General features: G+C 67.6%; 21 protein-coding genes. 15 read left to right on the plus strand and 6 right to left on the minus strand.

Annotated elements, in window-relative coordinates:
• Positions 1-3 precede the first annotated feature (3 nt).
• The 4 genes from U6958_RS10035 (at position 4) to U6958_RS10050 (ending at position 4,863) form a co-directional block, all read left to right on the plus strand.
• Positions 4-837, plus strand: coding sequence for an ABC transporter permease (locus U6958_RS10035; RefSeq protein WP_083393566.1), 834 nt, complete (start codon positions 4-6; stop codon positions 835-837).
• A 195-nt stretch (positions 838-1,032) separates the two neighbouring features.
• Complete coding sequence (locus U6958_RS10040) at positions 1,033-3,321, plus strand: TonB-dependent hemoglobin/transferrin/lactoferrin family receptor (protein WP_074920983.1); 2,289 nt, start codon at positions 1,033-1,035, stop codon at positions 3,319-3,321.
• Between the two features lie 70 nt (positions 3,322-3,391).
• Entirely contained in the window at positions 3,392-3,745 is a 354-nt protein-coding gene (locus U6958_RS10045) for a hypothetical protein (protein WP_074920982.1), read from the plus strand.
• Positions 3,742-4,863: a hemin-degrading factor gene (locus U6958_RS10050; protein WP_017404638.1), complete on the plus strand. Its 1,122-nt coding sequence runs from the start codon at positions 3,742-3,744 to the stop codon at positions 4,861-4,863. The genes U6958_RS10045 and U6958_RS10050 overlap by 4 nt, the downstream gene beginning before the upstream one ends.
• Before the next feature lie 36 nt (positions 4,864-4,899).
• On the opposite strand, the gene U6958_RS10055 is transcribed toward U6958_RS10050, so the two are convergent.
• Positions 4,900-5,181: a DUF2798 domain-containing protein gene (locus tag U6958_RS10055; RefSeq protein ID WP_016447604.1), complete on the minus strand. Its 282-nt coding sequence runs from the start codon at positions 5,179-5,181 to the stop codon at positions 4,900-4,902.
• Between the two features lie 144 nt (positions 5,182-5,325).
• On the opposite strand from U6958_RS10055, the gene U6958_RS10060 reads away from it, so the two are divergent.
• Positions 5,326-6,270, plus strand: a complete 945-nt coding sequence (locus tag U6958_RS10060; RefSeq protein WP_074920981.1) for a LysR family transcriptional regulator — start codon at positions 5,326-5,328, stop codon at positions 6,268-6,270.
• An 8-nt stretch (positions 6,271-6,278) separates the two neighbouring features.
• Here the strand turns inward: U6958_RS10060 and U6958_RS10065 are convergent, their stop codons facing one another.
• Entirely contained in the window at positions 6,279-7,100 is an 822-nt protein-coding gene (locus U6958_RS10065; protein ID WP_016447602.1) for a pyruvate, water dikinase regulatory protein, read from the minus strand.
• Between the two features lie 208 nt (positions 7,101-7,308).
• Between U6958_RS10065 and ppsA the strand changes: the two genes are divergently transcribed.
• The 4 genes from ppsA (at position 7,309) to U6958_RS10085 (ending at position 12,905) form a co-directional block, all read left to right on the plus strand.
• Positions 7,309-9,699, plus strand: coding sequence for a phosphoenolpyruvate synthase (gene ppsA, locus U6958_RS10070; RefSeq protein WP_016447601.1), 2,391 nt, complete (start codon positions 7,309-7,311; stop codon positions 9,697-9,699).
• A 17-nt stretch (positions 9,700-9,716) separates the two neighbouring features.
• Entirely contained in the window at positions 9,717-10,079 is a 363-nt protein-coding gene (locus U6958_RS10075) for a DUF4212 domain-containing protein (protein ID WP_016447600.1), read from the plus strand.
• On the plus strand, positions 10,072-12,162 hold the full coding sequence (locus tag U6958_RS10080) for a VC_2705 family sodium/solute symporter (protein WP_016447599.1): 2,091 nt from the start codon (positions 10,072-10,074) through the stop codon (positions 12,160-12,162). The genes U6958_RS10075 and U6958_RS10080 overlap by 8 nt, the downstream gene beginning before the upstream one ends.
• Positions 12,163-12,389: 227 nt before the next feature.
• Positions 12,390-12,905 (plus strand): hypothetical protein, encoded by a 516-nt coding sequence (locus U6958_RS10085; RefSeq protein WP_016451268.1) that lies wholly within the window; start codon positions 12,390-12,392, stop codon positions 12,903-12,905.
• Positions 12,906-13,037: 132 nt separating this feature from the next.
• On the opposite strand, the gene U6958_RS10090 is transcribed toward U6958_RS10085, so the two are convergent.
• The 3 genes from U6958_RS10090 to U6958_RS10100 all read right to left on the minus strand — a co-directional run bounded on the left by U6958_RS10090 (position 13,038) and on the right by U6958_RS10100 (position 15,073).
• A complete protein-coding gene (locus tag U6958_RS10090; RefSeq protein ID WP_012206859.1) occupies positions 13,038-13,391 on the minus strand; it encodes an FKBP-type peptidyl-prolyl cis-trans isomerase in 354 nt (117 codons plus the stop codon).
• 79 nt (positions 13,392-13,470) lie between these two features.
• A complete protein-coding gene (locus U6958_RS10095; RefSeq protein ID WP_012206858.1) occupies positions 13,471-13,776 on the minus strand; it encodes a helix-turn-helix domain-containing protein in 306 nt (101 codons plus the stop codon).
• Between the two features lie 220 nt (positions 13,777-13,996).
• Positions 13,997-15,073 carry a tripartite tricarboxylate transporter substrate binding protein gene (locus U6958_RS10100; protein ID WP_016451269.1) on the minus strand — a complete coding sequence of 359 codons (1,077 nt, stop codon included), beginning with the start codon at positions 15,071-15,073 and terminating at the stop codon, positions 13,997-13,999.
• Positions 15,074-15,445: 372 nt separating this feature from the next.
• Here U6958_RS10100 and U6958_RS10105 point away from each other — a divergent pair, with 372 nt between their 5' ends.
• From U6958_RS10105 to U6958_RS10130, 6 genes are all read left to right on the plus strand, one after another.
• Complete coding sequence (locus U6958_RS10105) at positions 15,446-16,084, plus strand: PepSY-associated TM helix domain-containing protein (protein ID WP_074920980.1); 639 nt, start codon at positions 15,446-15,448, stop codon at positions 16,082-16,084.
• Between the two features lie 20 nt (positions 16,085-16,104).
• Positions 16,105-16,632: a DUF2271 domain-containing protein gene (locus U6958_RS10110; protein WP_074920979.1), complete on the plus strand. Its 528-nt coding sequence runs from the start codon at positions 16,105-16,107 to the stop codon at positions 16,630-16,632.
• A gap of 100 nt (positions 16,633-16,732) precedes the next feature.
• Entirely contained in the window at positions 16,733-17,551 is an 819-nt protein-coding gene (locus tag U6958_RS10115) for a DUF4198 domain-containing protein (RefSeq protein WP_013801142.1), read from the plus strand.
• Positions 17,552-17,592: 41 nt separating this feature from the next.
• Positions 17,593-18,669 (plus strand): FAD:protein FMN transferase, encoded by a 1,077-nt coding sequence (locus tag U6958_RS10120; RefSeq protein ID WP_074920978.1) that lies wholly within the window; start codon positions 17,593-17,595, stop codon positions 18,667-18,669.
• Between the two features lie 45 nt (positions 18,670-18,714).
• On the plus strand, positions 18,715-20,100 hold the full coding sequence (locus U6958_RS10125) for a sulfite reductase subunit alpha (RefSeq protein ID WP_074920977.1): 1,386 nt from the start codon (positions 18,715-18,717) through the stop codon (positions 20,098-20,100).
• 212 nt (positions 20,101-20,312) lie between these two features.
• The gene (locus tag U6958_RS10130) at positions 20,313-22,490 is read left to right on the plus strand and encodes a TonB-dependent receptor domain-containing protein (RefSeq protein WP_074920976.1); all 2,178 of its coding nucleotides are present in this window, start codon (positions 20,313-20,315) and stop codon (positions 22,488-22,490) included.
• Here the strand turns inward: U6958_RS10130 and U6958_RS10135 are convergent.
• Complete coding sequence (locus U6958_RS10135) at positions 22,478-23,455, minus strand: ketopantoate reductase family protein (RefSeq protein ID WP_074920975.1); 978 nt, start codon at positions 23,453-23,455, stop codon at positions 22,478-22,480. The genes U6958_RS10130 and U6958_RS10135 overlap by 13 nt on opposite strands.
• Between the last annotated feature and the right edge of the window lie 26 nt (positions 23,456-23,481).

Below are 23,481 nucleotides of genomic sequence, written 5' to 3' on the forward strand. Positions count from 1 at the left end.
GCGATGAACACCCTCTTGACGCGCACGCGGAGCAGCCGGCGCACGCAGCGCACGCGGCACACCCGTCACATTTGGCCGAATTGGCAGGCCCTGGCCACCCTGAGCGCACTGCTGCTGCTCTGGGAACTGGCCGTGCGCCTTGTGGGCATACGCGAATTCCTGTTGCCCGCGCCTTCGAAAGTGGTGGCGCAGTTCGCCGCCCAGCCCGGCTATCTGCTGGCGCAGAGCCTGGACACGCTGCGCACCACGATGCTCGGTTATGCGCTGGCGCTGCTGCTGGGCGTGGCCGCCGCCATCGGCATCGTCTACTCCCGGCTGCTGGACCGCACGCTGTACTCGCTGCTGGTGGCGCTGAACGCCGTTCCCAAGGTGGCGCTGGCGCCGCTGTTCGTGATCTGGATGGGCACGGGCGCCGCGCCCAAGGTGGCGATCGCCATGCTCATCGCGATCTTCCCCATCCTCATCGATACCGTGCTGGGCCTGCGCTCCACCGACCCGGACATGCTGGACATGGCGCGGGTCAACCAGGCCTCGCGCGCCAGCATGCTGTGGAAGATCCGCTTTCCGAACGCCTTGCCCAGCATTTTTGCGGGCATGAAGGTGGGTGTGTCCTTTGCGTTGGTCGGCACCATCGTGGGCGAATTCGTCGCGGGCGAATCGGGCCTGGGCCATGTGATCCTGGTCGCGCAGGGCAGCTTCGACACCCCGACCGTGTTCGTCGCCCTGGGCCTGCTGTGCGCGCTGGGCGTGGCGCTGTTCAAGGGCATCGAGCTGGTCGAGACCCGCTGCCTGTGCTGGCACGCCTCACAGCGCGACAAACCGGCCATGGAGGTCTAGCGGCACGCAGCGCCAGCAGGGTTTGTTCCGGGCCTATGCGCCAGATCAAATCAATGAATGAGAACTATTCGCATATAATTTTTCTTCATCCAGCCAGCACATGACGCGCCAACGGCTGGCGGGCCAACCGCCAGCCGCTGCAACCAGAAGCCAGCTCTCGCACATCCATGTTGATCAGAGAGAGAGGGCTTCGCAATGGCTTACGACTTCGCAATGCAATCATGCGCCCGGCGGGCGCGCCATCCCCTGGCCGCCGCCTGCGCGCTGCTGTGCGCCTCCGCTGCCCTGGCCCAGGGGCCGGGGCAGGCCGCCGCAGACGCGGCAAATGCCGCAAACGCCGGAGATGCCGACACGCAATTGCTGGCGCAGGCCGCACCCGGGGCACGGACCCGTGCCCCGGCCCTCAAGGAGATGGTGATCAGCGCCTCGCGCGAGGTGCAGGACCCTGACACCCTGCCCATGAGCATCGACGTGATCGACGCCGGCCGCATGGAGCGCGAGCAGGCCAGCGACATCCGCGAGATGGTCAACCTGCTGCCCAATGTCGATGTGCCGCGCGCCCCGGCCCGCTTCTCGCTGGCGGCCTCGTCGGCCGGGCGTGACCAGAACAGCGGCTTCAACATCCGTGGCCTGGATGGCAACCGCGTGCTCATGCTGGTCGATGGCGTGCGCCTGCCGCGCAGCTACAGCTTCAGCGCCAACAGCTTCGGCCGCGACTACCTGGACCTGGGCCTGGTGCAGCGCGTGGAAATCCTGCGCGGCTCCACGCCCGCGCTGTATGGATCGGACGGCATGGGCGGCCTGGTCAACTTCGTGACCGTGCAGCCGGACGATCTGCTGGGCAGGGACAAGCGCATCGCCGGCCGCGTGGCTGCCGGCTATGACGGCTCGGACAACGGCCGCAAGCTGGGCGCCACCGTGGCGGGCCGAGTCAGCCCCGAATGGGCCTGGCTGCTGTCGGCGGGCCTGGGCCGCTCCCGTGCGCTGGAGAACATGGGCACGAACAACGTGACGGGCGCGGCGCGCACCACGCCCAATCCCGAGAAAGACCGCAGCGAATCGCTGATGGGCCGCCTGGTCTTCACGCCCAGCGCCGTGCAAAAGCATGTCTTCACCTTCGAGAACGTGGACAAGCGCGCCGACTACGCCCTGCTGTCCGCGCGCTCGGCCACCGTGGCCAATTCCGACTCGCGCACCGACATGAAGCGCTGGCGGGCCAGCTGGCAGGGCCAGTGGCAGCAGCTGGGCACGGCGCTGGCCGACGAACTGCAGCTGATGGCCAGCTACCAGAAGTCCGACGCGCGCGAATTCGTCACCGAGACGCGCATCGGTCTGCCGTACCGCGAGCGCGACGTGACCTATGACGAGGACTCGATCCAGCTGCACGCCCAGGCCAGCCGCCTGCTGCGCTGGAGTTCCTCGGCCAGCGGCAAGTTCACCTACGGGCTGGACTACCTCCGCAACAAGGTGGTCAACGTGCAAAACGGCATCACGCCGCCCGCGGGCGAGAGCTTCCCGCTCAAGCGCTTCCCCGACACCACCGAAAGCGCCACCGCCCTGTTCGCCCAGGCCGAACTGCACAACGGCCCCTGGAGCGTGACCCCGGGCCTGCGCGCCGAGCACTACAGCATCAAGCCCCGGCAGAACGGCTTTGTGCCCACCGTGGTCAGCAACTCGGACTCCGCGCTCTCGCCCAAGCTGGGCGTGATGCTGCAGGCCAGCCCGGTCTGGTCCGTCTATGGCAACTATGCGGCAGGTTTCCGGGCGCCCAACGCCGGGCAGATCAACGCCTTCTTCGAGAACCCGGTGGCGTTCTACCGCAACATTCCGAATCCCGACCTGCGGCCCGAAAAGAGCCAGACCTTCGAGCTGGGCCTGCGCGGGCGCATGGACAGGCTGCGCCTGGACGCCGCCGTGTTCACGGGACGCTACAAGGACTTCATCGTCGACCAGCAACTGGTTGCGGGCCAGCCCGGCAACGCGGCCAACCCCGCCATCTACCAGTCCATCAACGTGGGCCGCGCCCGCATCAGCGGCTTCGAACTCAAGGCCGACTACGACTGGGGCCGCTGGGCCGGCGGCGACTGGCAGACGCGCCTGGCCTACGGCTACACCGACGGCAAGGACACGCAGTCCGACAAGCCGCTGGACACCATCTCGCCCCAGCAACTGGTGCTGGGCGTGCGCTACGAGCGCTCTGTCGTGGGCGTGCAGTTCAACGTCTCGCACTGGAGCGGCAAGAAGGCCGGCGACGTGTCCAACGGCAGCACGGCCTGGCTCAGCCCCTCGGCCACGGTGCTGGACCTGAGCGCGCAATGGCGCATCCGTCCCGACCTGCGCCTGAACGCCGGCATCTACAACCTGACCGACAGGAAGTACTGGCGCTGGTCCGATGTGCGCGGCCTGCTGGCCACCACGGCGATTGCCGACGCCTACAGCCAGCCGGGGCGCCATGCGCGCGTCTCGCTGATCAAGGATTTCTGAAGCCCGGCGCCTGAAGGCCAGGCGCCGCGACCCGTGTCCCAACGATGTTTTGCAACGCAAGGAGAGCCCCATGCACCGTACCGAGAGTGAAAGCCTTGCCCGTGACGAGGAATACCTGCTGGCCGAAGGCGAGGCCCAGCTGGCCGCCACGCTGGCGCTGATGACCGGCTTCGGCCACGGTTGCTGCGAGGCCCACCGGCCCGCCATTGCCTGCAAGGTGGCCGATCAACTGCAGGGCCTGTCCGGCGACAGCAGCTTTTCGCCGGACATGCGGGCCTTGCTGCAACGCCTGCAGCGGCGCTGGCAGGCGGTCTCCGAGGCCAGCGCCGCGCAGCGCGCACCCCGGGCCGAGGCGGCGGCCGAGACCCGCCATCCCTCCGTTGCCCACGCGCTCTGGCATGCCCCTTTGGAGACCCTGCAATGATCACCACCGCCGCCGCAGCCTGCGATGACCTGCTGATTCCCGTCAATGCGCCCGACGTGCGCCAGCGCTTTGCCCAGGCACGCCAGAGCGGCCTGCGTGCCAAGGAGGCCGCCGAATCCATGGGCCTGCCCGAAGGCGCCGCCATCGGCGCCCACGCGGGCCTGCATGACGGCGGCCTGCAGGTCGTGCCGCTGCGCGCGCAGTGGCTGCAGGTGCTGCGCGCGCTGCAGGACTGCGGCACCGTGATGGCGCTCACGCGCAATGAGTCCACGGTGCATGAGAAGACGGGCGTGTACCAGAAGCTCTCGGCCAGCGGTGGCGTGGGATTGGCGCTGGGCCGCGAGATCGACCTGCGCCTGTTCTTTGCCCAATGGCATGCCGGCTATGCCGTGACCGAGCAGCCCGCCCAGGCCGGAAGGCCGGCCACGCACAGCCTGCAGTTCTTCAATGCCCACGGCCGCGCCGTGCACAAGGTCCATGCGCGCGAGTCCACCGACATGGCAGCGTGGGATGCGCTGGTACGGCGCTTTGCCGAGCCCAGCGCGGGATACCTGTTTCGCCATGCCCGGCCCAGAGCGCTGCCGCAGTCCGACAAGGTCATCGACGTGCACGGCCTGAGCGCCGCTTGGGATGCCCTTCAGGACACGCATGAATTCTTCGACCTGCTGCGCCGGTTCGGCGTGGAGCGCCAGCAAGCCTTCCGCCTGGTCCCCGGCCATTGCGCGCGGCTGGCACCCGAGTCCGTGGCCCAGTTGCTGGGCGATGCGGCGGTGGACGGGCTGCCCATCATGGTCTTCGTGGACAGCGGCGGCTGCATCCAGATCCATACCGGCCCCGTGCACAACATCCAGCCCATGGGCACGCCCGGCGGCGCGCAATGGATCAATGTGCTGGACCCGGGCTTCAACCTGCATCTGCGCTGCGACATGATCGCCAGCGTCTGGGCCGTGCAAAAGCCCACGGCCGATGGCGTGGTCACCTCGGTCGAGGCCTTCGACGCGCAGGGCGATCTGATGGCCATGTTCTTTGGCGAGCGCAAACCGGGCCTGGCCGAACTGCCGGGATGGCGCGAGCTGGTGGCGGGCTTGCCGCGCTTGGCAGTGCAGACACTGGCCTGAGCGGCCCAGGCCCTGGAAAGAGCCGGCCGGGCCGCCTCAGAGATGCACGGTGGCGGCCACCAGCCTGCCCACCAGCGGACGCACCACCATCACGCAGACAAAGGCCACGGGCATGGCCAGCACATAGGTCTGCATCACGCGCCGCAGGTAGTCGGCGCCCAGGCCGCTGTTGGCGCCGACGATGGCGCAGCACATCAGAAACGCCATGATGGCCGACATGTAGAAGGCAAAGACGATGGGCGCGAAGCGGCGGTGCAGCTTGCGGCTGCGCGGCGCCGCAGGGGTTGCGGGAGCGATGGAGGCAGAGGTATCGGGCATGAAGGCGTATCCGGTCAGGCCGCTTGTCGATTCGGCGCGGCAAGTGCGCAACTGTAGGCAAGGCCCGGACCGCCGTGTAGAGGGCTGCAGCTTGGTGCACTCGTAAGCTATATTGATGAATTGATTTTTCATCCATAGGTTTTTGTGCCTAATCTGCGCTCCATCGAGACCTTCGTCAAAGCCCTGGAAGGCGGCTCCATCGCCTCGGCCGCGCGCCAGCTGGGTATTTCTCCTGCAGCGGCCAGCCAGAACATCGCCCGGCTGGAGCGCGAACTGGGCACGCGCCTGATCACGCGCACCACGCGCTCCATGGCGTTGACCGAAGCCGGCGAGCGCTATCTGGCGCGCGTGGGCCCTGTGCTGCAGGAGCTGGAAAAAGCGCAGTCCGACCTGTCGCAGCTGCATGGCGAACTGCAGGGCCGGCTGCGCATCGCCTGCATGGCGGCCTTTGGCCGCCATGTGCTGGCGCCGCTGCTGCCGGCCTTTGCCGCGCAGCATCCCCGGCTGGAGCTGGAGTTGCTGGTGGTGGACCGGCAGGTGGATGTGCTCAAGGAAGACGTGGACATCAGCGTGCGCTACCGCGATGTGCTGGAGCCCGGCATGGCCGTGCGCCAGCTGGCGGCCGTGCCGCGCGTGCTGTGCGCCTCGCCGGCCTACCTGCAGGCCCACGGCAGGCCGCAGACCGCGCAGGACCTGCTCGACCATGCCTGCCTGCTGTACCGGCGCGAGGCCGATGGCCGCTTCATGCGCTGGCCGTTTTCGCGCGACGGCAAGCGCGTGGACCCGCAGCTGCGCGTGACCGCCATCGCCAGCGATGTCGATGCACTCACCGAAATGGCCGTGGCCGGTGGCGGCATCGTCTGGATCGGCAGCTTCATCGCCCACCGGTACATGCGCGAAGGGCTGCTGCAGCCGCTGGCCCTGGGCCCGGCGCGCAAGGGGCAACTGCACTTCGATGACACCACGCTGGATTTCTTCGCATGCTTTCGCGACCGCCAGTACGTGCCGACCAAGGTGCGTGCCCTGGTGGACTACCTGGTCGAGACGCTGCCGCAGCAGCCCATGCTGCGCTGGAACGCCTCGGCCTGAGACCGGGTTCAGTGCCCCAGGTGCTGGGGCAGGACTTCCTGCAGGATCGTGGTGGCGATTTCCTCGATGGACTTGGTGGTGCTGGACAGCCACTGGATGCCGCTGCGGCGCATCATGGACTCGGCCTCGGCCACCTCGTAGCGGCAGTTGGCAAGGCTGGCGTACTTGGAGTCGGGCCGGCGCTCGTTGCGGATGCTGGACAGGCGCTGGGGGTCGATGGTCAGGCCGAACAGCTTCTTGCGGTAGGGCACCAGGGCGGGCGGCAGCTGCTTGCGCTCGAAATCCTCGGGAATCAGCGGGTAGTTGGCCACCTTGAGACCGAACTGCATGGCCAGGTACAGGCTGGTGGGCGTCTTGCCGCTGCGCGAGACGCCGACCAGGATCACGTCGGCGCCCGTCAGGTCCTGGTGGGTCTGGCCGTCGTCATGGGCCAGCGTGTAGTTGATGGCCTCCATGCGCTCCAGGTATTCCTTGCTTTCGCTGATGTCGGCGAAGCGGCCCACGCGGTGCAGCGACTTCTGGCCCAGCTCCAGCTCCAGCGGCCGCACGAAGGTGCCGAACATGTCGAATACCTTGCCCTTGCATTGGCTCTCGATCAGGTCGAGCATGTCCTGGTTGACCAGGGTGGTGAAGACGATGGGCTTGTGGCTTTCCGACTCGGCCACATGGTTGATCTGCCGCACGGCCTGGTGGACCTTGTCCATGGTGTCCACGAAGGGGATGCGGACCAGGCGCGACTTGGTGTCGAACTGGGCCATGATGGCCGTGCCAAAGGTCTCGGCTGTAATGCCAGTGCCATCGGAGATGACGAAGATGGTGTGGGTGTGCATGGTGGTCGGGCTCTGGACAGGGGGCTGCCGTCGGTTCACGGCAAACGCCTACAATGGCGCCCATTATTCCCAATTTCCCATCCATGCTCGCTGCCGGCCTCCAACCAGAACAGCAAAGCCTCGCGCACGCCTGCGTGGGTGGATCGACCGTGCCCGGCTTTGGCAGCCGGGGCGGCGCACTACGGTTTTCAACTTCTGGAGCTTTCCCATGTCTCAACTGTTCGAGGCCACCGCCCTCGTCGTTCCGTTTGAACAACTGAGGATGACCGATGTCGAGTCCGTAGGCGGCAAGAACGCCTCGCTCGGCGAAATGATCTCGCAGCTGCCGCAGGGCGTGCGCGTGCCCACGGGCTTTGCCACCACGGCCCATGCCTTCCGCCAGTTCCTGGCCCACGACGGCCTGGCCGACAAGATCAGTGCCAAGCTGGCCGCCCTGGACGTGGAAGATGTCCGCGCCCTGGCCCAGGTCGGTGCCGAGATCCGTGCCCTGGTCGAGAACCAGCCCTTCCCGGCCGATCTGGAGCAGGCCATCCGCGAGGAATTCGTGCGCCTGCAGGGCGGCAACGAGGCAGCCTCGTTCGCCGTGCGTTCCTCGGCCACGGCCGAAGACCTGCCCGACGCCTCGTTCGCCGGCCAGCAGGAAACCTTCCTGAACGTGGTGGGCATCGAGTCGGTGCTGCACAAGATGAAGGAGGTGTTCGCCTCCCTGTACAACGACCGCGCCATCTCCTACCGCGTGCACAAGGGCTTTGCCCATGACGTGGTGGCCCTGTCGGCCGGCGTGCAGCGCATGGTGCGCTCCGACCTGGGCGCGGCCGGCGTGATGTTCACCATCGACACCGAATCGGGCTTCGAGGACGTGGTCTTCATCACCTCCAGCTACGGCCTGGGCGAGACCGTGGTGCAGGGCGCCGTCAATCCTGACGAGTTCTATGTGCACAAGCCCATGCTCAAGGCCGGCAAGAAGGCCCTGATCCGCCGCAACCTGGGCTCCAAGCTGATCCAGATGGTCTTTGCCTCGCCCGAGGAAAAGGCCGCCAGCGGCAAGCTTGTCAAGACCACCGACGTGGCCCATGAGCTGCGCAACCGCTACTCGCTGTCCGACGAGGACGTGCAGCAGCTGGCCCACTATGCCCTGGTCATCGAGCAGCACTATGGCCGCCCCATGGACATCGAGTGGGGCAAGGACGGCACGGACGGCCAGCTCTACATCCTGCAGGCCCGCCCCGAGACCGTGAAGAGCCAGGCCAAGGGCCAGGCCGAGCAGCGCTACGCGCTCAAGGGCACGGGCAATGTGCTGGCCGAAGGCCGCGCCATCGGCCAGAAGATCGGCACGGGCCCGGTGCGCCTGGTCAATGACATCGCCAACATGGACCAGGTCCAGCCCGGCGACGTGCTGGTGACCGACATGACCGATCCCAACTGGGAGCCGGTGATGAAGCGCGCCTCGGCCATCGTCACCAACCGTGGCGGCCGCACCTGCCACGCGGCCATCATTGCGCGCGAGCTGGGCATTCCGGCCGTGGTCGGCTGCGGCAACGCCACCGATCTGCTCAAGGACGGCACCCTGGTCACCGTCAGCTGCGCCGAAGGCGATACCGGCAAGATCTATGACGGCCTGATCGAGACCGAGGTCACCGAGGTGCAGCGCGGCGAGATGCCCGCCATCAAGACCAAGATCATGATGAACGTGGGCAACCCCCAGCTGGCCTTCGACTTCGCCCAGCTGCCCAACGAGGGCGTGGGCCTGGCCCGCCTGGAGTTCATCATCAACAACAACATCGGCGTGCACCCCAAGGCCATCCTGGACTATCCCGCCGTGGATGCCGACCTCAAGAAGGCCGTGGAGTCCGTGGCCCGTGGCCATGCCTCGCCGCGCGCCTTCTACGTGGACAAGGTCGCCGAAGGCGTGGCGACGATTGCCGCCGCCTTCTGGCCCAAGCCCGTGATCGTGCGCATGTCGGACTTCAAGTCCAACGAGTACCGCAAGCTCATCGGCGGCAGCCGCTACGAGCCCGAGGAAGAGAACCCCATGCTGGGCTTCCGTGGCGCGGCGCGCTACATCTCCGAGGACTTCGGCGAGGCCTTCCGCATGGAGTGCGAGGCACTGCGCCGCGTGCGCGAGGACATGGGCCTGACCAACGTGCAGATCATGATTCCCTTCGTGCGCACGCTCAAGCAGGCCGAGCGCGTCACCCAGCTGCTGGCGGCCAACGGCCTCAAGCGCGGCGACAACGAACTCAAGCTCATCATGATGTGCGAGGTGCCCTCCAACGCCATCCTGGCGGACGAGTTCCTCGAGTTCTTCGACGGCTTCTCCATCGGCTCCAACGACCTGACCCAGCTCACGCTGGGCCTGGACCGCGACTCCGGCCTGGAGCTGCTGGCCGCCGACTTCGACGAGCGCGACCCCGCCGTGCGCAAGATGCTGTCGCGCGCCATCAAGGCCTGCCTGGACCAGGGCAAGTACGTGGGCATCTGCGGCCAGGGCCCATCCGACCACCCGGACTTCGCCCAATGGCTGGCTGACGAAGGCATTGCCTCCATCTCGCTGAATCCCGACAGCGTGGTCGCCACCTGGCAGCGCCTGGCGCAGTAAGGGCTGGCAGCGTCGCCATGCATACGCCGGACGCGCACTTGCATGACGACGCAGTCGGGGGACCGTCCGAAGGCGAGACCTTCGCCCCCGACCTGCACGACATCCACCATCTGTGGCTCAAGGCCGTGCTGCTCGCGGTCTGGGTCGCCGTCTCCTTCGGTGCCTGCTACTACGCACGCGACCTGCAGGCGCTGGTCCCCGACTGGCCGCTGGCCTACTGGTTCGCGGCCCAGGGGGCAGTCCTGATGTTCCTGGCCATCGTCATCGTCTATTGTCTGTCCATGGACCATTTCGAGCGCCGCGAGGCCCGGGCCGCTGCCCCGTCTGAACCCGCCGCCCCGCAACCGCCCGCCCCGCCGTCGCCTCCCGGCCATGGCTGAGCGCTCGCTGCTGACGGCCGCCTCCCGCTGGCGGCTGCACCGCATCGTGGCCCTGTACACGCTGGGCGTGCTCGGCTTTCTGGCCCTCATGTTCTGGGCCGAGCAGCAAGGCCTGTCACGCCACTGGATAGGCCCCATCTTCCTGTTCTTCACCGTCATGGTCTACGCGGCCATCGGCGTGTACCTGCGCACCAGCGATCCCGAGGAGTACTACGTCGCGGGCCGGCGCATCCCGCCCTTCTACAACGGCATGGCGGCAGCGGCGGACTGGGTCAGCGCGGCGTCCTTCATCAGCCTGTCGGGGGCGCTGTACCTGCAGGGCTTTGCCGGCGTGCCGGGGCAGGCCGGCGGACTGGCCTACCTGCTGGGCTGGACGGGCGGCTTTTGCTTGGTCGCCATGCTGATCGCGCCGCACCTGCGGGCGATGAAGCTTTACACCATTCCCGACTTCTTCCAGCAGCGCTACGGCGGGCGCTGGCCGCGCGTGATCGCGGCGCTGGCTGCCGTGACCTGCTCGTTCACCTATGTGGTGGCCCAGATCTACGGCGTGGGGCTGATTGCCTCGCGGCTGACGGGCGTGCAGTTCGAGATCGGCATCATGCTGGGCCTGGGCGGCGTGCTGCTGTGCTCCTTCCTGGGCGGCATGCGTGCCATCACCTGGACCCAGGTCGCGCAGTACGTGGTCATCCTGCTGGCCTTTCTGATCCCCGTGTCCTGGCTGGCCTACCGGCAGATGGGCAACCCCGTTGCGCCGCTGGCCTATACGGCCCAGCTCGGCCAGATCGCGGAGATGGAGCAGCGCCTGCTGGACTCGCCGGCCGAACAGGAAGTGGTCGCCGCCTACCGCCTGCGCGCCGAGGTGCTGGAGGACAAGCTCAAGGACGTGCCGCGCGTGCTGGCCGCCGAGCGCCAGCAGCTTTCCGAGCGCATACGCGATCTGCGCACGCGCAGCGGCGACATTGGCGCCATCATGGCGGCCAGCCGCGAACTGGCCGCCATGCCGCGCGACGAAGCGACTGCGCGCGCCCTGTGGACACGCCAGCTGCAGGAGATGCGCGAGCGCGAGAAGCCGCTGGGCGGCATTCCGCTGCACAGCCTGCCCTTTGCCGGCAACCCCGATGGATCGGCCGAGGAACGTCAGGTCTACGAGGACAGCCGGCGCAACTTCCTGGCGCTGATGTTCTGTCTCATGGCCGGCACGGCAGGCCTGCCGCATTTGCTCACGCGCTACTACACGGCGCCCTCGGTGTCGGGGGCGCGGGCCTCGGTGGGCTGGACGCTGTTCTTCATCGGCGTGCTTTACATGAGCGCGCCGGCCCTGGCCGTGCTGGTCAAGTTCGAGGTCATGAACAACCTGGTGGGCATACGCTTCGATGAATTGCCCACCTGGATGGCGCAGTGGGCCCGGGTCGATGCCTCGCTGCTGGCCGTGGAAGACGTCAATGGCGACGGTGTCCTGCAGTTCGGCGAGATCCGCATGGGCGCCGACCTCATCATGCTGGCCACGCCCGAGCTGGGTGGCATGCCCTACGTGGTCTCGGGCCTGGTCGCGGCGGGCGGCCTGGCCGCCGCGCTGTCCACGGCCGATGGCCTGCTGCTGACCATCAGCAATGCGCTGGTGCGCGACTTGTACTTTCGCGCGCGGCGGCGCCGCGCCTCGCCCGAGCAGCGCGTGATCCTGTCCAAGTTCGCGCTGCTGGTGGTGGCGCTGTCGGCCGCCTTCGTGGCCTCGCGCCGTTCCTCGGACATCCTGCCCATGGTCACGGCCTCGTTCTCGCTGGCGGCATCGGCCTTTGTTCCGGCCATGGTGCTGGGCATCTTCTGGCGCGGCACCACGCGTCGCGGGGCGGTGGCCGGCATGCTGGCCGGCCTGGGTATCACCGTCTACTACATGGTCTCGCACGTGCCCGCGCTGCAGCCTGTGTTGCCCGAGGCGCTGCATGCCCGCCTGTGGTGGGGCATACAGCCGATTTCCTCGGGTGTCTTCGGCGTGCCGGCGGGCCTGCTGGTGACCTGGCTGGTCAGCTGCCTGGACCCGCGCCGGCGCGCTGCGGCGCGCTCCGTGCCAGGGCGCGTGGCCTGACGCGGCATGGGCTCCATGGGCCGACGACATTGCCAACGAAATTGCCAACGAAATTGCCAACGAAATTGCCAACGAAATTGCCAATTTTTGTCTTGATGGCAGATCTGGATCAGTCCCGGCCCAACTGAAGCCCGCGCGTGCTGGAAAACCCGCTTTTGGGAGCCGGAGGCTCATGACACGCTGCGAGCCGTGTCCGATCCGATCCCCTGCAGAAAATTGCGTCCGCCATGCATCTTGTGAAAACGTCCGCCGGCCAACAGGCATTCAAGGAACGCCATGCCGATCTCTCTCCCCGGCTGCGCTCGGCCTTTTTGCTGTTTGACGGCCAACGCAGCGTGGCGCAGGTGCTGCAGGCCGTTGCCGGTATGGGCGTGACCCAGGACGAAATCCTGGCGCTGGTGGAGCGCGAATGGCTGGCGCCCCGCGATGCAGCCGAACCCCGGCTGGGCGTGGTCGCCGTTGCGGCGCCTGCCGTCACTGCTGCCGCCGCATCGCCGGCCCAGCCTGCCGGCGATGCGTCTGCGCCATCCGAGCCTTCGCTGGCCGTGCGCTACCGCAACGCCTATCCGCTGGCGGTGGCCATCACGGCCAATATGGGGCTCAAGGGATTCCGGCTCAACCTTGCCGTAGAGGCGGCCATGGGCTACGACCAGCTCGTGGCGCTGGCCCCGCGCCTGCGCGAGGCTGCCAGCCCCGCCAGCTATGTGCCGCTGCACGAGGCGCTGTTCGGCAAAGCCCCCTGAGCGAGAAGCCACCCCCACGCTGTCCTTGCCGCGCAAGGTCCGATGCTCCTGGGGGCTCTTGGGACGGTCCGCAAATGAAAAAAGGCAAGGCTCCTTCGCGCCTTGCCCTTGCGTGGGCCAGCGGGTGCAGGCTCAGACGGCCAGCAGCTCCACGTCGAACTTCAGCGTGGCGTTGGGCGGGATCACGCCGCCAGCGCCACGTGCGCCGTAGCCCAGTTCGGCCGGGATGATCAGGGTGCGCTGGCCGCCCACCTTCATGCCTTGCACGCCTTCGTCCCAGCCCTTGATCACCATGCCGCCGCCCAGGGGGAAGACGAAGGGATCGTTGCGGTCCTTGCTGGAGTCGAACTTCGCGCCTTGCACGCCGTTGTTGTAGAGCCAGCCCGTGTAGTGCACGGTCACGCTGCGGCCGCGCTGGGCCTCGGCGCCGTCACCCACGACGGTGTCTTCATACTGCAGGCCGGATGCGGTGGTGGTGAAAGCCATGGTGGTATTCCTTGAGAGAGAAACGGTGGGGGAAAAAGACTGTCCGGCGGCAAGAGGGCGAAGGGCCTGGCCGCAAGAATCACTTCTTGGCGCGCGCGGCCACCCAGCGGTTGGCGAATGCCTGCACATCGGACAGGCGCTTGAGCAGGTCCTGGCCGGCCAGCGTCACGGTATAGCCGTCGGAGCCATGCTCCAGCAGCCCGCATTCGCGCAGTTCCTTGATGCGGGTGTTCAGCGTGTTGGGCGTGATGCCGCCCACGCTGTCTTGCAGCAGTCGAAAGGTCTGAGGATGGCCGTCACGCAAAGCCCACAGCACGCGCAACGCGTAGCGGCATTCGAGTTTCTCGAACAGCTGGTTGATGGCGGCGTTTTCCTTGGAGCTCATGACGCTTCTCCTTGCGCAATGGTGTGTGTGAGCCGGCGGGGGCATCCGGGTGGGACGCGCGCCGAGCCAAGTCCCGGGGAACTATAGCTCTGGATCCATTCTGCTACAAGTTTGGTAGCTCAAAACCCACAGCGGCAATGCGCTTCGCTAGAGGAATACGCGAATCTCCGAACCAGTGTTGCAGGCCCGCCACGCAACCTGCCCGCTGGACTTCGGTTTCTCAGCTCTTGAGTTTGAGCAGATAGGTCATGACGCTGGCCGTGGTGTGCTCCAGCTCCAGAAAGCCGCTGAAATCGCGGCCTGCCTGCCACGAAGGCTCCCAGCGGTTCTGCCGCAGGGCGCGCTGCCAGCTTTCGTGCTGGGTCGCCTGCTCCACGGCGCCCAGCAGGGCCTGGGCGCGTGCGGCGCTGACCTGCTTGCCCGTGAAGACGGCGCGCCAGTTGGCCATGTCGGCATCCAGTCCCTGTTCGCGGAACGAAGGCAGGCCGAACAGGCTGCGGCGCGAAGACACGCCAATGGCGCGCAGCCTGCCGCTGGCCAGGGCTTCGCTGAACTCGCTGTAGCCGGACACGCCCATGCGCGCATCGCCCTTGAGCAAGGCCTCTACCACCTGGGCGCCGCCCGGAAAGGGCTTGTAGACCAGTTGCTCGGGCGCCGCTTTGGCGGCGCGCGTGAGCAGGCCGGCAAACATGTGGTCCACGCCGCCGGCCGAGCCGCCCGCAAACGACTGGTGGGCCAGATCGCTGCGCAGCGCGGCGACCAGGTCCTTGGCATTGCGGATGGGGGAGTCGGCAGGCACGGCCACTACCAGATAGTCGCTGGTCAGGCGGGCAATCGGCTGCACGTGCGACATGTTCACGGCCGGCTTTTGCAGCGCCACGGCACCGACCATGACCATGCCGCCGATCAGCAGCGCATCGGGGTCCTGGCCATGGCGTTCGACAAACTGTGCCAGGCCGATGGTGCCGCCCTTGCCGCCCAGGTTTTCATACTCCACGCGATCTGCCGCGCCGCAGGCCACCAGGGCCGCGCCCAGTGCGCGGCCGGTCTGGTCCCAGCCGCCCCCGGCATTGGCCGGAATGACGATGCGCAGGCTGGCGGCCACGCGCTGGCCCCCGGCGGCAGCGCGCGGCGCATGGGCCGCAGGCGTTGCAGCGGGCGGCGCGGCATGGGCCAGCGGGGAGCACAGCATGGCCAGGGCTGCGCCCTGTGCCAGCAGCTGGCGGCGGTTCTGGCGCGTGCCGTCACCGGAGTGGGCGGCGTTGGCAGTGGTTTGCGAAAAGCTCGGAAGGCGCATGCAGTCTCCAATCGGGTTCGCGCGCCATTGTGGGCGCAAATGAATCAGAAAAGCAGATTATGTAAGCATGTGCGTCAGCTAGTTGACATAACGCAGGCTGTCTGGCGGCATGGGTGCCAGATGCTTCAGGAGAGGGCCCACCGACGGTGCATCGCTGTCCCGGGATGCGTGGGGGCATGCGCGCCCCGTGGGCAAGGAGCGGAGATGGAGCGCCGTGACACAGATGTCGATTAAGCCGGTAAAGCTTGTGTAAATGCGATCAATTCTTATTCGTGGGCGGTAGAATCCCCCGGCCTTTTTCTTTCCTGTGCTCCCCGTGGCCGCCGCCGTGATGGTTGTGGCCGCGTGGTGCTGCCGCCTGCCTCTGTTGCGATGACATCCCCCAAACCGGACCCTCGGCGCCGTTCCTACTGGCTCAAGACACTGCACGAGTGGCATTGGGTCAGCTCTGCGCTGTGCCTGATCGGCATGCTGCTGTTCGCCGTCACGGGGTTCACGCTCAACCATGCGGGGCAGATCGAGTCCAAGCCGCGCATCGTGCGCGGCGAGGCGGCATTGCCGGACGCGCTGCGCGTGCAGCTGGTCCGGCAGCAGGCCAGCCAGTCGCTCGACCGTGCTCCCGTGCCTGCGCCATTTGCGGACTGGGTGCGCGGCCAGTGGGGGCTTGAGGCCGAGGGCCGCGAAGCCGAATGGACGGCCGACGAGCTGTATGTGTCCCTGCCTCGCCCCGGTGGCGATGCCTGGGTGCGCGTGGCCCTGGCCGATGGCGAGGCCGAATACGAGCGCACCGACCGGGGCTGGATCGCCTATCTGAACGATCTGCACAAGGGCCGCAACACGGGCGCTGCCTGGAGCTGGTTCATCGATATCTTTGCCGCAGCCTGCCTGGTGTTCACCGTCACCGGGCTGTTCATCCTGAAGATGCACGCGGGCAATCGTCCCTTCACCTGGCCCATGGTCGGCATGGGGCTGGTGATTCCCATGCTGCTGGCCCTCCTGTTGATCCACTGAGAACCGAAAGAGCCTTGCCTATGAATCCGCACTTCTCTCTGCGCTACACCATGGCGCTTGGCGCCTGCCTGGGCGCGGCCCCGGCCTTTGCCGCCGGCCTGAACGTGGGCGTGGAGGTCCCGCGCCTGGATGTCTCCGAGTACCACCGCCCCTATGTGGCCGTGTGGATCGAGCGCGCCGACGCCTCGGTGGCCGCCACGCTGTCGGTCTGGTACGACGTGAAGATGCGCAATGCCGAAGGCACGAAGTGGCTCAAGGACATGCGCCAGTGGTGGCGCCGCACGGGCCGCGACCTGACGCTGCCCATCGATGGCGTGACCAGCCCCACGCGTCCCGTGGGCAAGCACCAGCTGAGCTTCACCGAAGGCGCCAACCCCTTCGCCAAGCTGCCGCCCGGCGAGTACAAGCTCGTGGTCGAGGCCGCGCGCGAAGTCGGCGGCCGCGAAGTGGTCACCGTGCCCTTCAAGTGGCCTGCCGCCAAGGCCGAGCAACTGAGCGCCAAGGGCAGCAGCGAGCTGGGCGAGATCAGCGTCGAGCTCAAGCCTTGAAATTGAAAGCCGCGGAGGCGCTGCGCGCCTTCCTCCTCACGAGGGGGACGACGCCATCGCTGCACGTGCCAGACCCATCCACGAACCAAGGAGATTTTTCATGAAGTCCAAGACCCGCTTTGCCGTCCGTCTGGCTGCCAGCCTCGCCATTGCCTGCGGCGCCTTCCAGGCCGCGCAGGCCCACAACCTGTGGCTGCTGCCCTCGACCACGGTGCTGTCCAAGGCCGAATGGATCACGGTGGATGCCGCTGTCTCGAACGACCTGTTCTTCTTCAACCACGTGCCGCTGGGCCTGGACAACCTCGTTGTCTCGGCACCGGACGGCTCGGCCGTCGCGCCGCAGAATGCCCATCGCGGCAAGCTGCGCAGCGTGTTCGACCTGGACCTGCAGCAAAGCGGCACCTACCGCCTGGCCATCGTCAACGACGGCCTGTTCGCCTCCTGGAAGGACAAGGCCACGGGCCAGAACCGCCGCTGGCGCGGCTCGCCCGAGAAGTTCGCCGCCGATGTGCCCGCCGACGCGCAGGACCTGAAGGTGACCCAGTCCGTGGGCCGCATCGAGACCTTCGTGACCGTGGGCAAGCCCAGCGCCGTCAAGCCTTCGGGCAAGGGGCTGGAGCTGGTGCCCGTGACCCATCCCAACGACCTGGTCAAGGGCGAGAAGGCCACCTTCGCCTTCCATGTGGACGGCAAGCCCGCCGCCAACCTGGAAGTCGTGCTGGTGCCCGGCGCCACGCGCTACCGCGACAACAAGGGCGAGATCAAGGCCACGACCGACGCCAAGGGCGAGTTCAGCGTGACCTGGCCCACCGCCGGCATGTACTGGGTGGATGCCGACGCCCAGGACAACAAGACCTCGCTGCCCCAGGCCAAGGAGCGCCGCCTGTCCTATGTGGGCACGTTCGAGGTGCTGCCCTGAGCCTTGCGTCCCCACCTGGGGCCCCGCCCGCGCCTGCGCCCGTGCGCGTGAGCTTCGCGCCGGCCCTTTTGCAGGGCAGCGCAGGCCGGGGCCTTGCCGCGCCTGTGCCCACGGGCGCGGCGTCCTTTGCCGTCTCCGGCTACGCGCCGCAGGCCGTGCGGCGGGCAGACCCCGCCGCGCTGCAAACACTCACCGGCGAGGCCATGGGCACGACCTGGAGCGTTCGCCTGCACAACCCGGGTTTCCGCCCGCTCGATGAGGCGCGCCAGGCCATAGAGGCTGCGCTGGCCCTGGTCGTGCGCCAGATGAGCAACTGGGAGGCTGATTCCGACATCTCGCGCTTCAACCGCGCAGAGGCGGGCAGCTGGCATGTGCTGCCTGCCGAATTCTTCACCGTGCTGACCTGTGCATTCGATTGGGCGCAGGCCAGTGGCGGCGCCTGGGACCCCACCGTGGGGCCGCTGGTCGAGCTGTGGGGCTTCGGCCCGCGTGCGGAAAAGGCGCAGGGCGCCAGCATCCCCGATGCCGATGCACTGCGGCGGGTGCGCGAGCGCGTGGGCTACCAGCGCATCGTGCTGGACCTGAAGGGCCGGCGCGCGCTGCAGCCCGGCGCCGTGCATGTGGACTTCAGCGGCATTGCCAAAGGCTATTCGGTGGACCTGGTCACCGAGCACCTGCAGGCGCTGGGCCATACCGATTTCCTCGTCGAGGTGGGCGGCGAGCTGCGGGCCTGCGGTCAGCGCCCTGGCAACCAGCCCTGGCGCGTGGCCGTGGCCAGCATGGCGGACCAGTCCACGCTGCTGGCGCTGCCGTTGCGCGACATGGCCATCGCCACCTCGGGCGACCACTGGCATGCCTTCGAGCAGGGCGGGCGCCGCTACTCCCACACCATCGATCCGCGCAGCGGCGAGCCCGTGGCGCACGGCCTGACCAGCGTCACCGTGCTGCATGCCGAATGCATGCAGGCCGACGCCCTGGCCACCGTGCTCACCGTGCTGGGGCCGCGTGCGGGCCTGGACTTTGCCGAGCAGCACGGCGTGGCCGCACTGCTGTGCGAGCGCACGGCGCAGGGCCCTGCCATGGCGATGACCACGGCGTTTGCCGCGCTGGCGCCGTGAGCGCCCCTAACCTTTTCTGCGCCGTGTAGATTTTCCGGTCACGCCATGTCCCTGTCCGAATCCTGGCTGCGCATACTCGCAGCCGCTGTCCTGGTACTGCTGTATGTGGCCATGTGCGCCGCCATCTGGTGGCGCGAGCGCCGCCAGCGCGCGCGGGCGCAGCATGAAGCCGCGGCGCTGGCCTCGGCGCGCGAGGGCGCGCTCCCCCTGCTTGTGGCCTATGCCAGCCAGACGGGCCAGGCAGAGGAGCTGGCACGCGAGACTGCGCGGCTGCTGCATACGGCCGGTGAGAGCGTGCATCTGTGCGCCCTCGATGCCGTTGATGTGAAGCTGCTGGCGCAGACCCAAAGGGCGCTGTTCATCGCCAGCACCTATGGCGAGGGCGATCCGCCCGACAACGCAGCCCTGTTCCTGGCGCACTCCATGGCGCAGGCGCAGGACCTGTCCCATCTGCAATACGGCCTGCTGGCGCTGGGCGACCGGCAGTACGCGCAGTTCTGCGGCTTTGGCCGCGCGCTGGACGGCTGGCTGCGCGCCGCAGGCGCCAGCCCCTGGTTCGAGCGCATCGAAATGGACAACGGCGCGCCCCAGGCGCTGACTGCCTGGCAGCACCAGCTGACCCAGATCAGCAGCCTGGGCGACATGCCTGCGTGGGAGATGCCGGTATTCAGCGAATGGACGCTGGCCGCGCGCCGGCATATGAACCCGGGCAGCGCAGGCGAGCCGGTGTTCCACATCGAGCTGCAGCCCCCTGCAACGGAGGCCGCGCTGTGGGAGTCCGGCGACCTGGCGCAGGTCTGCATTCCTGCGGACCCGCAGCATCCGCGCGAGTACTCCATCGCCTCCATCGCCCAGGATGGCTGCGTGCACCTGCTGGTGCGCCAGGCGCGGCGCGAAGACGGCTCGCCGGGCCTGGCCTCGGGCTGGCTCACGCAGGGCGCGCCCCTGGGTGCAGCCATCACCCTGCGGCTGCGTGCGCACCGCAATTTCCGGCTGGAAGACAACCTGCAGCGCCCGCTGGTGCTGATCGGCAACGGCACGGGTCTGGCCGGCCTGCGCAGCCACCTGCGTGCGCGTGCCGCAGCAGGCCTGGGGCCCAACTGGCTGCTGTTCGGCGAGCGCAATGCCGCGCATGACCGGCTCTATGGCGACGAGCTTCAGGCCTGGTGCGAGGGCGGCGTGCTGCAGCGCCTGGACCTGGCTTTCTCGCGCGATCGCAGCGAAGGCGCGCCGCGCGCCTATGTGCAGGACCTGCTGGCGCAGTCCGGCGATGTGCTGCGCCAATGGGTGGCGCAGGGCGCTGCCATCTATGTGTGCGGCAGCCTGCAGGGTATGGCCCAGGGCGTGGACCAGGCGTTGCACGCCGTGCTGGGTGAGGCGCAGATGGAGCTGCTGGTGCGCAGCGGCCGATACCGGCGCGATGTGTACTGAACGCCGCTTGCGCCAGCGCAAAGATGGGCCCGGTTTGCTCCTAGGAACGTAGCATCGGCACGACAGATAAATCCTATTGTGCTCATGAGAATGGAAATGATTCTCAATGTTCATATAATTTCGTTACATATCCCCATCCCATCGCATAACCAATCATTTCAAAGCGAGTTTCACGGGCCCCACAGCCCGTTTTCCGTTTCTGGAGTGTTTGCATGTCGTATCGCGATCTGCGCGGAGTTCTTCCGTCGCGTCCTTCCCATCTGGCCCTTGTGGTGGCTGCCGTCTGCGCTTCGGGTGCCGTCTGTGCACAGACGGCAACAGGCAATGCCGTGCCCGCCACGGAGCTGCGCGAAGTCGTGGTCTCTGCCTCGGGCTTCGAGCAGGACATCAAGGAGGCGCCGGCCTCCATCACCGTCATTCCGCGCGAGGAACTGGCCAAGGGCCGCTTCGGCAGCCTGACCGACGCGCTGGAGAGCGTGGAAGGCATCGACGTAGGCGCCCCCGCGGGCAAGACCGGCGGCTTGAACATCAGCATCCGTGGCATGCCCAGCGACTACACGCTGGTGCTGATCGACGGGCGCCGCCAGAATTCGGCCGGCAATGTCACGCCCAACGGCTTTGGCGAGACGCAGACCAGCTTCATGCCGCCCATCGGCGCCATCGAGCGCATCGAGGTCATCCGCGGCCCCATGTCCACGCTCTACGGCTCCGACGCCATGGGCGGCGTGATCAATATCATCACGCGCAAGGTCGGCAAGACCTGGACGGGCAGCGTCAGCGCCGACTACACGCTGCAGCAAGAGTCGGAGTTCGGTGATATCAAGTCCGGCAAGTTCTACCTGAGCGGCCCCATCAAGGAGGACCTGCTGGGCCTGTCGATCCGCGGCAGCACCCAGCGCCGGGCCGCTTCGGACATCACCTATGCGGGCGCCAACGGCCAGCCAGCCGTTCCCATCATGGGCGGCAACCCCGTCAAGTCCGAGATCAACAACCTGGGCCTGCGCCTGGCGCTCACGCCCAACAGGTACCACGACATCACGCTGGACCTGGACTCGGGCCGCCAGACCTATGACAACTCGCAGGGCCAGTTGGGCACGCTGGGCACGGGAGGCTACAGCCCCGAGCAGAAATACAACCGTGACCAGCTCACGCTGGCCCATACCGGTCGCTACGGTTTCGGAACCTGGGACACCAGCTTCATGGTCAACCGGACCGAGACCATCGGCCGGACCATTCCCCGGGGAACCCCGGGCGCGACGCCAGGTGCCGCGCGCACGCTGGAGGTGGAAAGCAAGGTGCTGGACAGCAAGCTGGTCCTGCCCTGGGGTGCCCACCTGACCACGCTGGGCGGCCAGTGGTGGGATGCCGAGATGAAGGACGGCGTGGCGCCGAACAAGTTCGCCTTCACGCAGAAGGCCCTGTTTGCCGAGGACGAATGGAGCCTGACCGACGCCTTCAAGCTCACCATGGGCGCGCGCTATGACCGCCACAGCCTCTTCGGCGGCAAGCTCAGCCCGCGTATCTACGGCGTGTGGAATGCCGCGCCGCAGTGGACCGTGAAGGGCGGCGTCAGCAACGGCTACAAGACGCCGCGCGTGGAGCAGCTGGCGCCCGGCATCAACGGCTTCGGCCAGCAGGGCCGCCTGCCGCTGGTGGGCAGCCCCAACCTCAAGCCCGAAACCAGCCGCACCACCGAACTGGGCGTCTATTTCGACAGCCCCACGGGCTTTGCGGGCAGCGCCACGGTGTTCAACAACGAGTTCAAGGACAAGATCACCAGCGGCCCGGGCCTGATCAACTGCGACTTTGCGGCAGCGCCCAACCGCCCCGGCTGCGTGAGCTTCGGCGACTGGCCGCTGGTGGATGCCTTCGGCCAGTCCATCAACGTGGACGAGGCCGTCACGCGCGGCCTGGAGCTGAGTGCGCGCATGCCTCTGGCGCGCGGCTGGAACGCCAGCGCCAACTACACCTTCACCAAGAGCGAGCAAAAGAGCGGCCCCAACCGTGGCAACCCGCTGAGCGACACACCCAGGCACGCGCTCAACGCCCGCCTGAACTGGGAGCCCGGTGCCCAGTGGAACCTGTGGCTGCGCGCCGAGTACCGCAGCGAGCGCTACCGTGACCCCGGCACCAGCGCCAGCTCCCAGGCCGCCAAGGCCGCGCTGGGCAACTACAAGGCCTATACCCAGTTCCACCTGGGCGGCAGCTACCGCGTGAGCAAGCAGTTCACCATCAACGCGGCCATCTACAACCTGTTCAACAAGGATTTCGTGGACTACCAGCCCTACAACGTACCGGGCCAGGTCCAGGGCACCGTGATCTTTGGCAACCGCTACGCGAACAACCAGGAAGGCCGCCGCCTGTGGGTGTCTGCCAACTACGAGTTCTGAGGCGGGTTCAGGGGCTCCTGGCTGGCCTGCACGCGTGAAGGGGCCAGCCTGACCAGCACCTGCAGCGTGCGGTTCAGCGGCACGGGCACGCCCAGGGCCTCGCCGCGCCGCACCACGTAGCCGTTGAGGTGATCGATTTCGCTGGGCTTGCCCAGCGCCAGGTCCTGGGCGGTGGACGAAAACTGGCCCGGCATGGTGGCCGGCAGGCCGCGCACGGCAGCGGGCACGTCGCCGGGCAGGGCCACGCCGTCGGCCCTGGCCACGGCCAGGCATTCGGCCACCACGTCGTCCACCACGTCCGTCACGCCGGGCGACTGCACCAGCGGGCCGTAGGGCAGCTGGCACAGCGCCGACAGCGCGTTGTAGGCGCAGTTGATCACCAGCTTGGCCCACAGCGCGCCGCGCACGTCGGGCGATACCTGCACGGCAATGCCTGCCTTGCCAAACTGCAGGGCCACCTGTTCACTGAGTGCAGACGGCGCAATGACCAGCTCGCCGCGGCCGAAATGGCGCACATGGCCGGGGCCGGCCATGGCCGTGGCCACGTAGACCACGGCGGCGGCCACGGCCACGGACGGGCCCAGCACGGCGCGCACGCGCTCGTCGTTGTCCACGCCGTTTTGCATGGTCAGCACCAGGGTGCCCGGCGCCAGGTGCGGCTGCATCTCGCGGGCCGCTTCCTCGGTGGCCGTGGACTTGACGCAGAACATCACCACATCGGCATCGCGCACGGCGCTGGCCTCGGTCGATGCCTGCATGGGCACCTGGATGTCCAGCGCCGCCGTCTCCAGCCGCAGGCCATGCTGCTGCACGGCCTGCACATGGGCGGGGCGGCCGATCAGCGTGACCTGGTGGCCGGCGCGCGCCAGCAGCGCGCCGAAATAGCAGCCCACGGCGCCTGCGCCCATGACGGCGATGCGCAGCGGTTCGGAAGGAGATGGGTGGCGGGCGGAAGAAGCGTCCATGGTGCAGTTCGGATGGGCCTTTGATG

Origin of the sequence: Delftia lacustris (genome assembly GCF_040267515.1) — a bacterium.
In the GTDB taxonomy this organism is placed as follows: Bacteria; Pseudomonadota; Gammaproteobacteria; order Burkholderiales; family Burkholderiaceae_C; genus Comamonas; species Comamonas tsuruhatensis.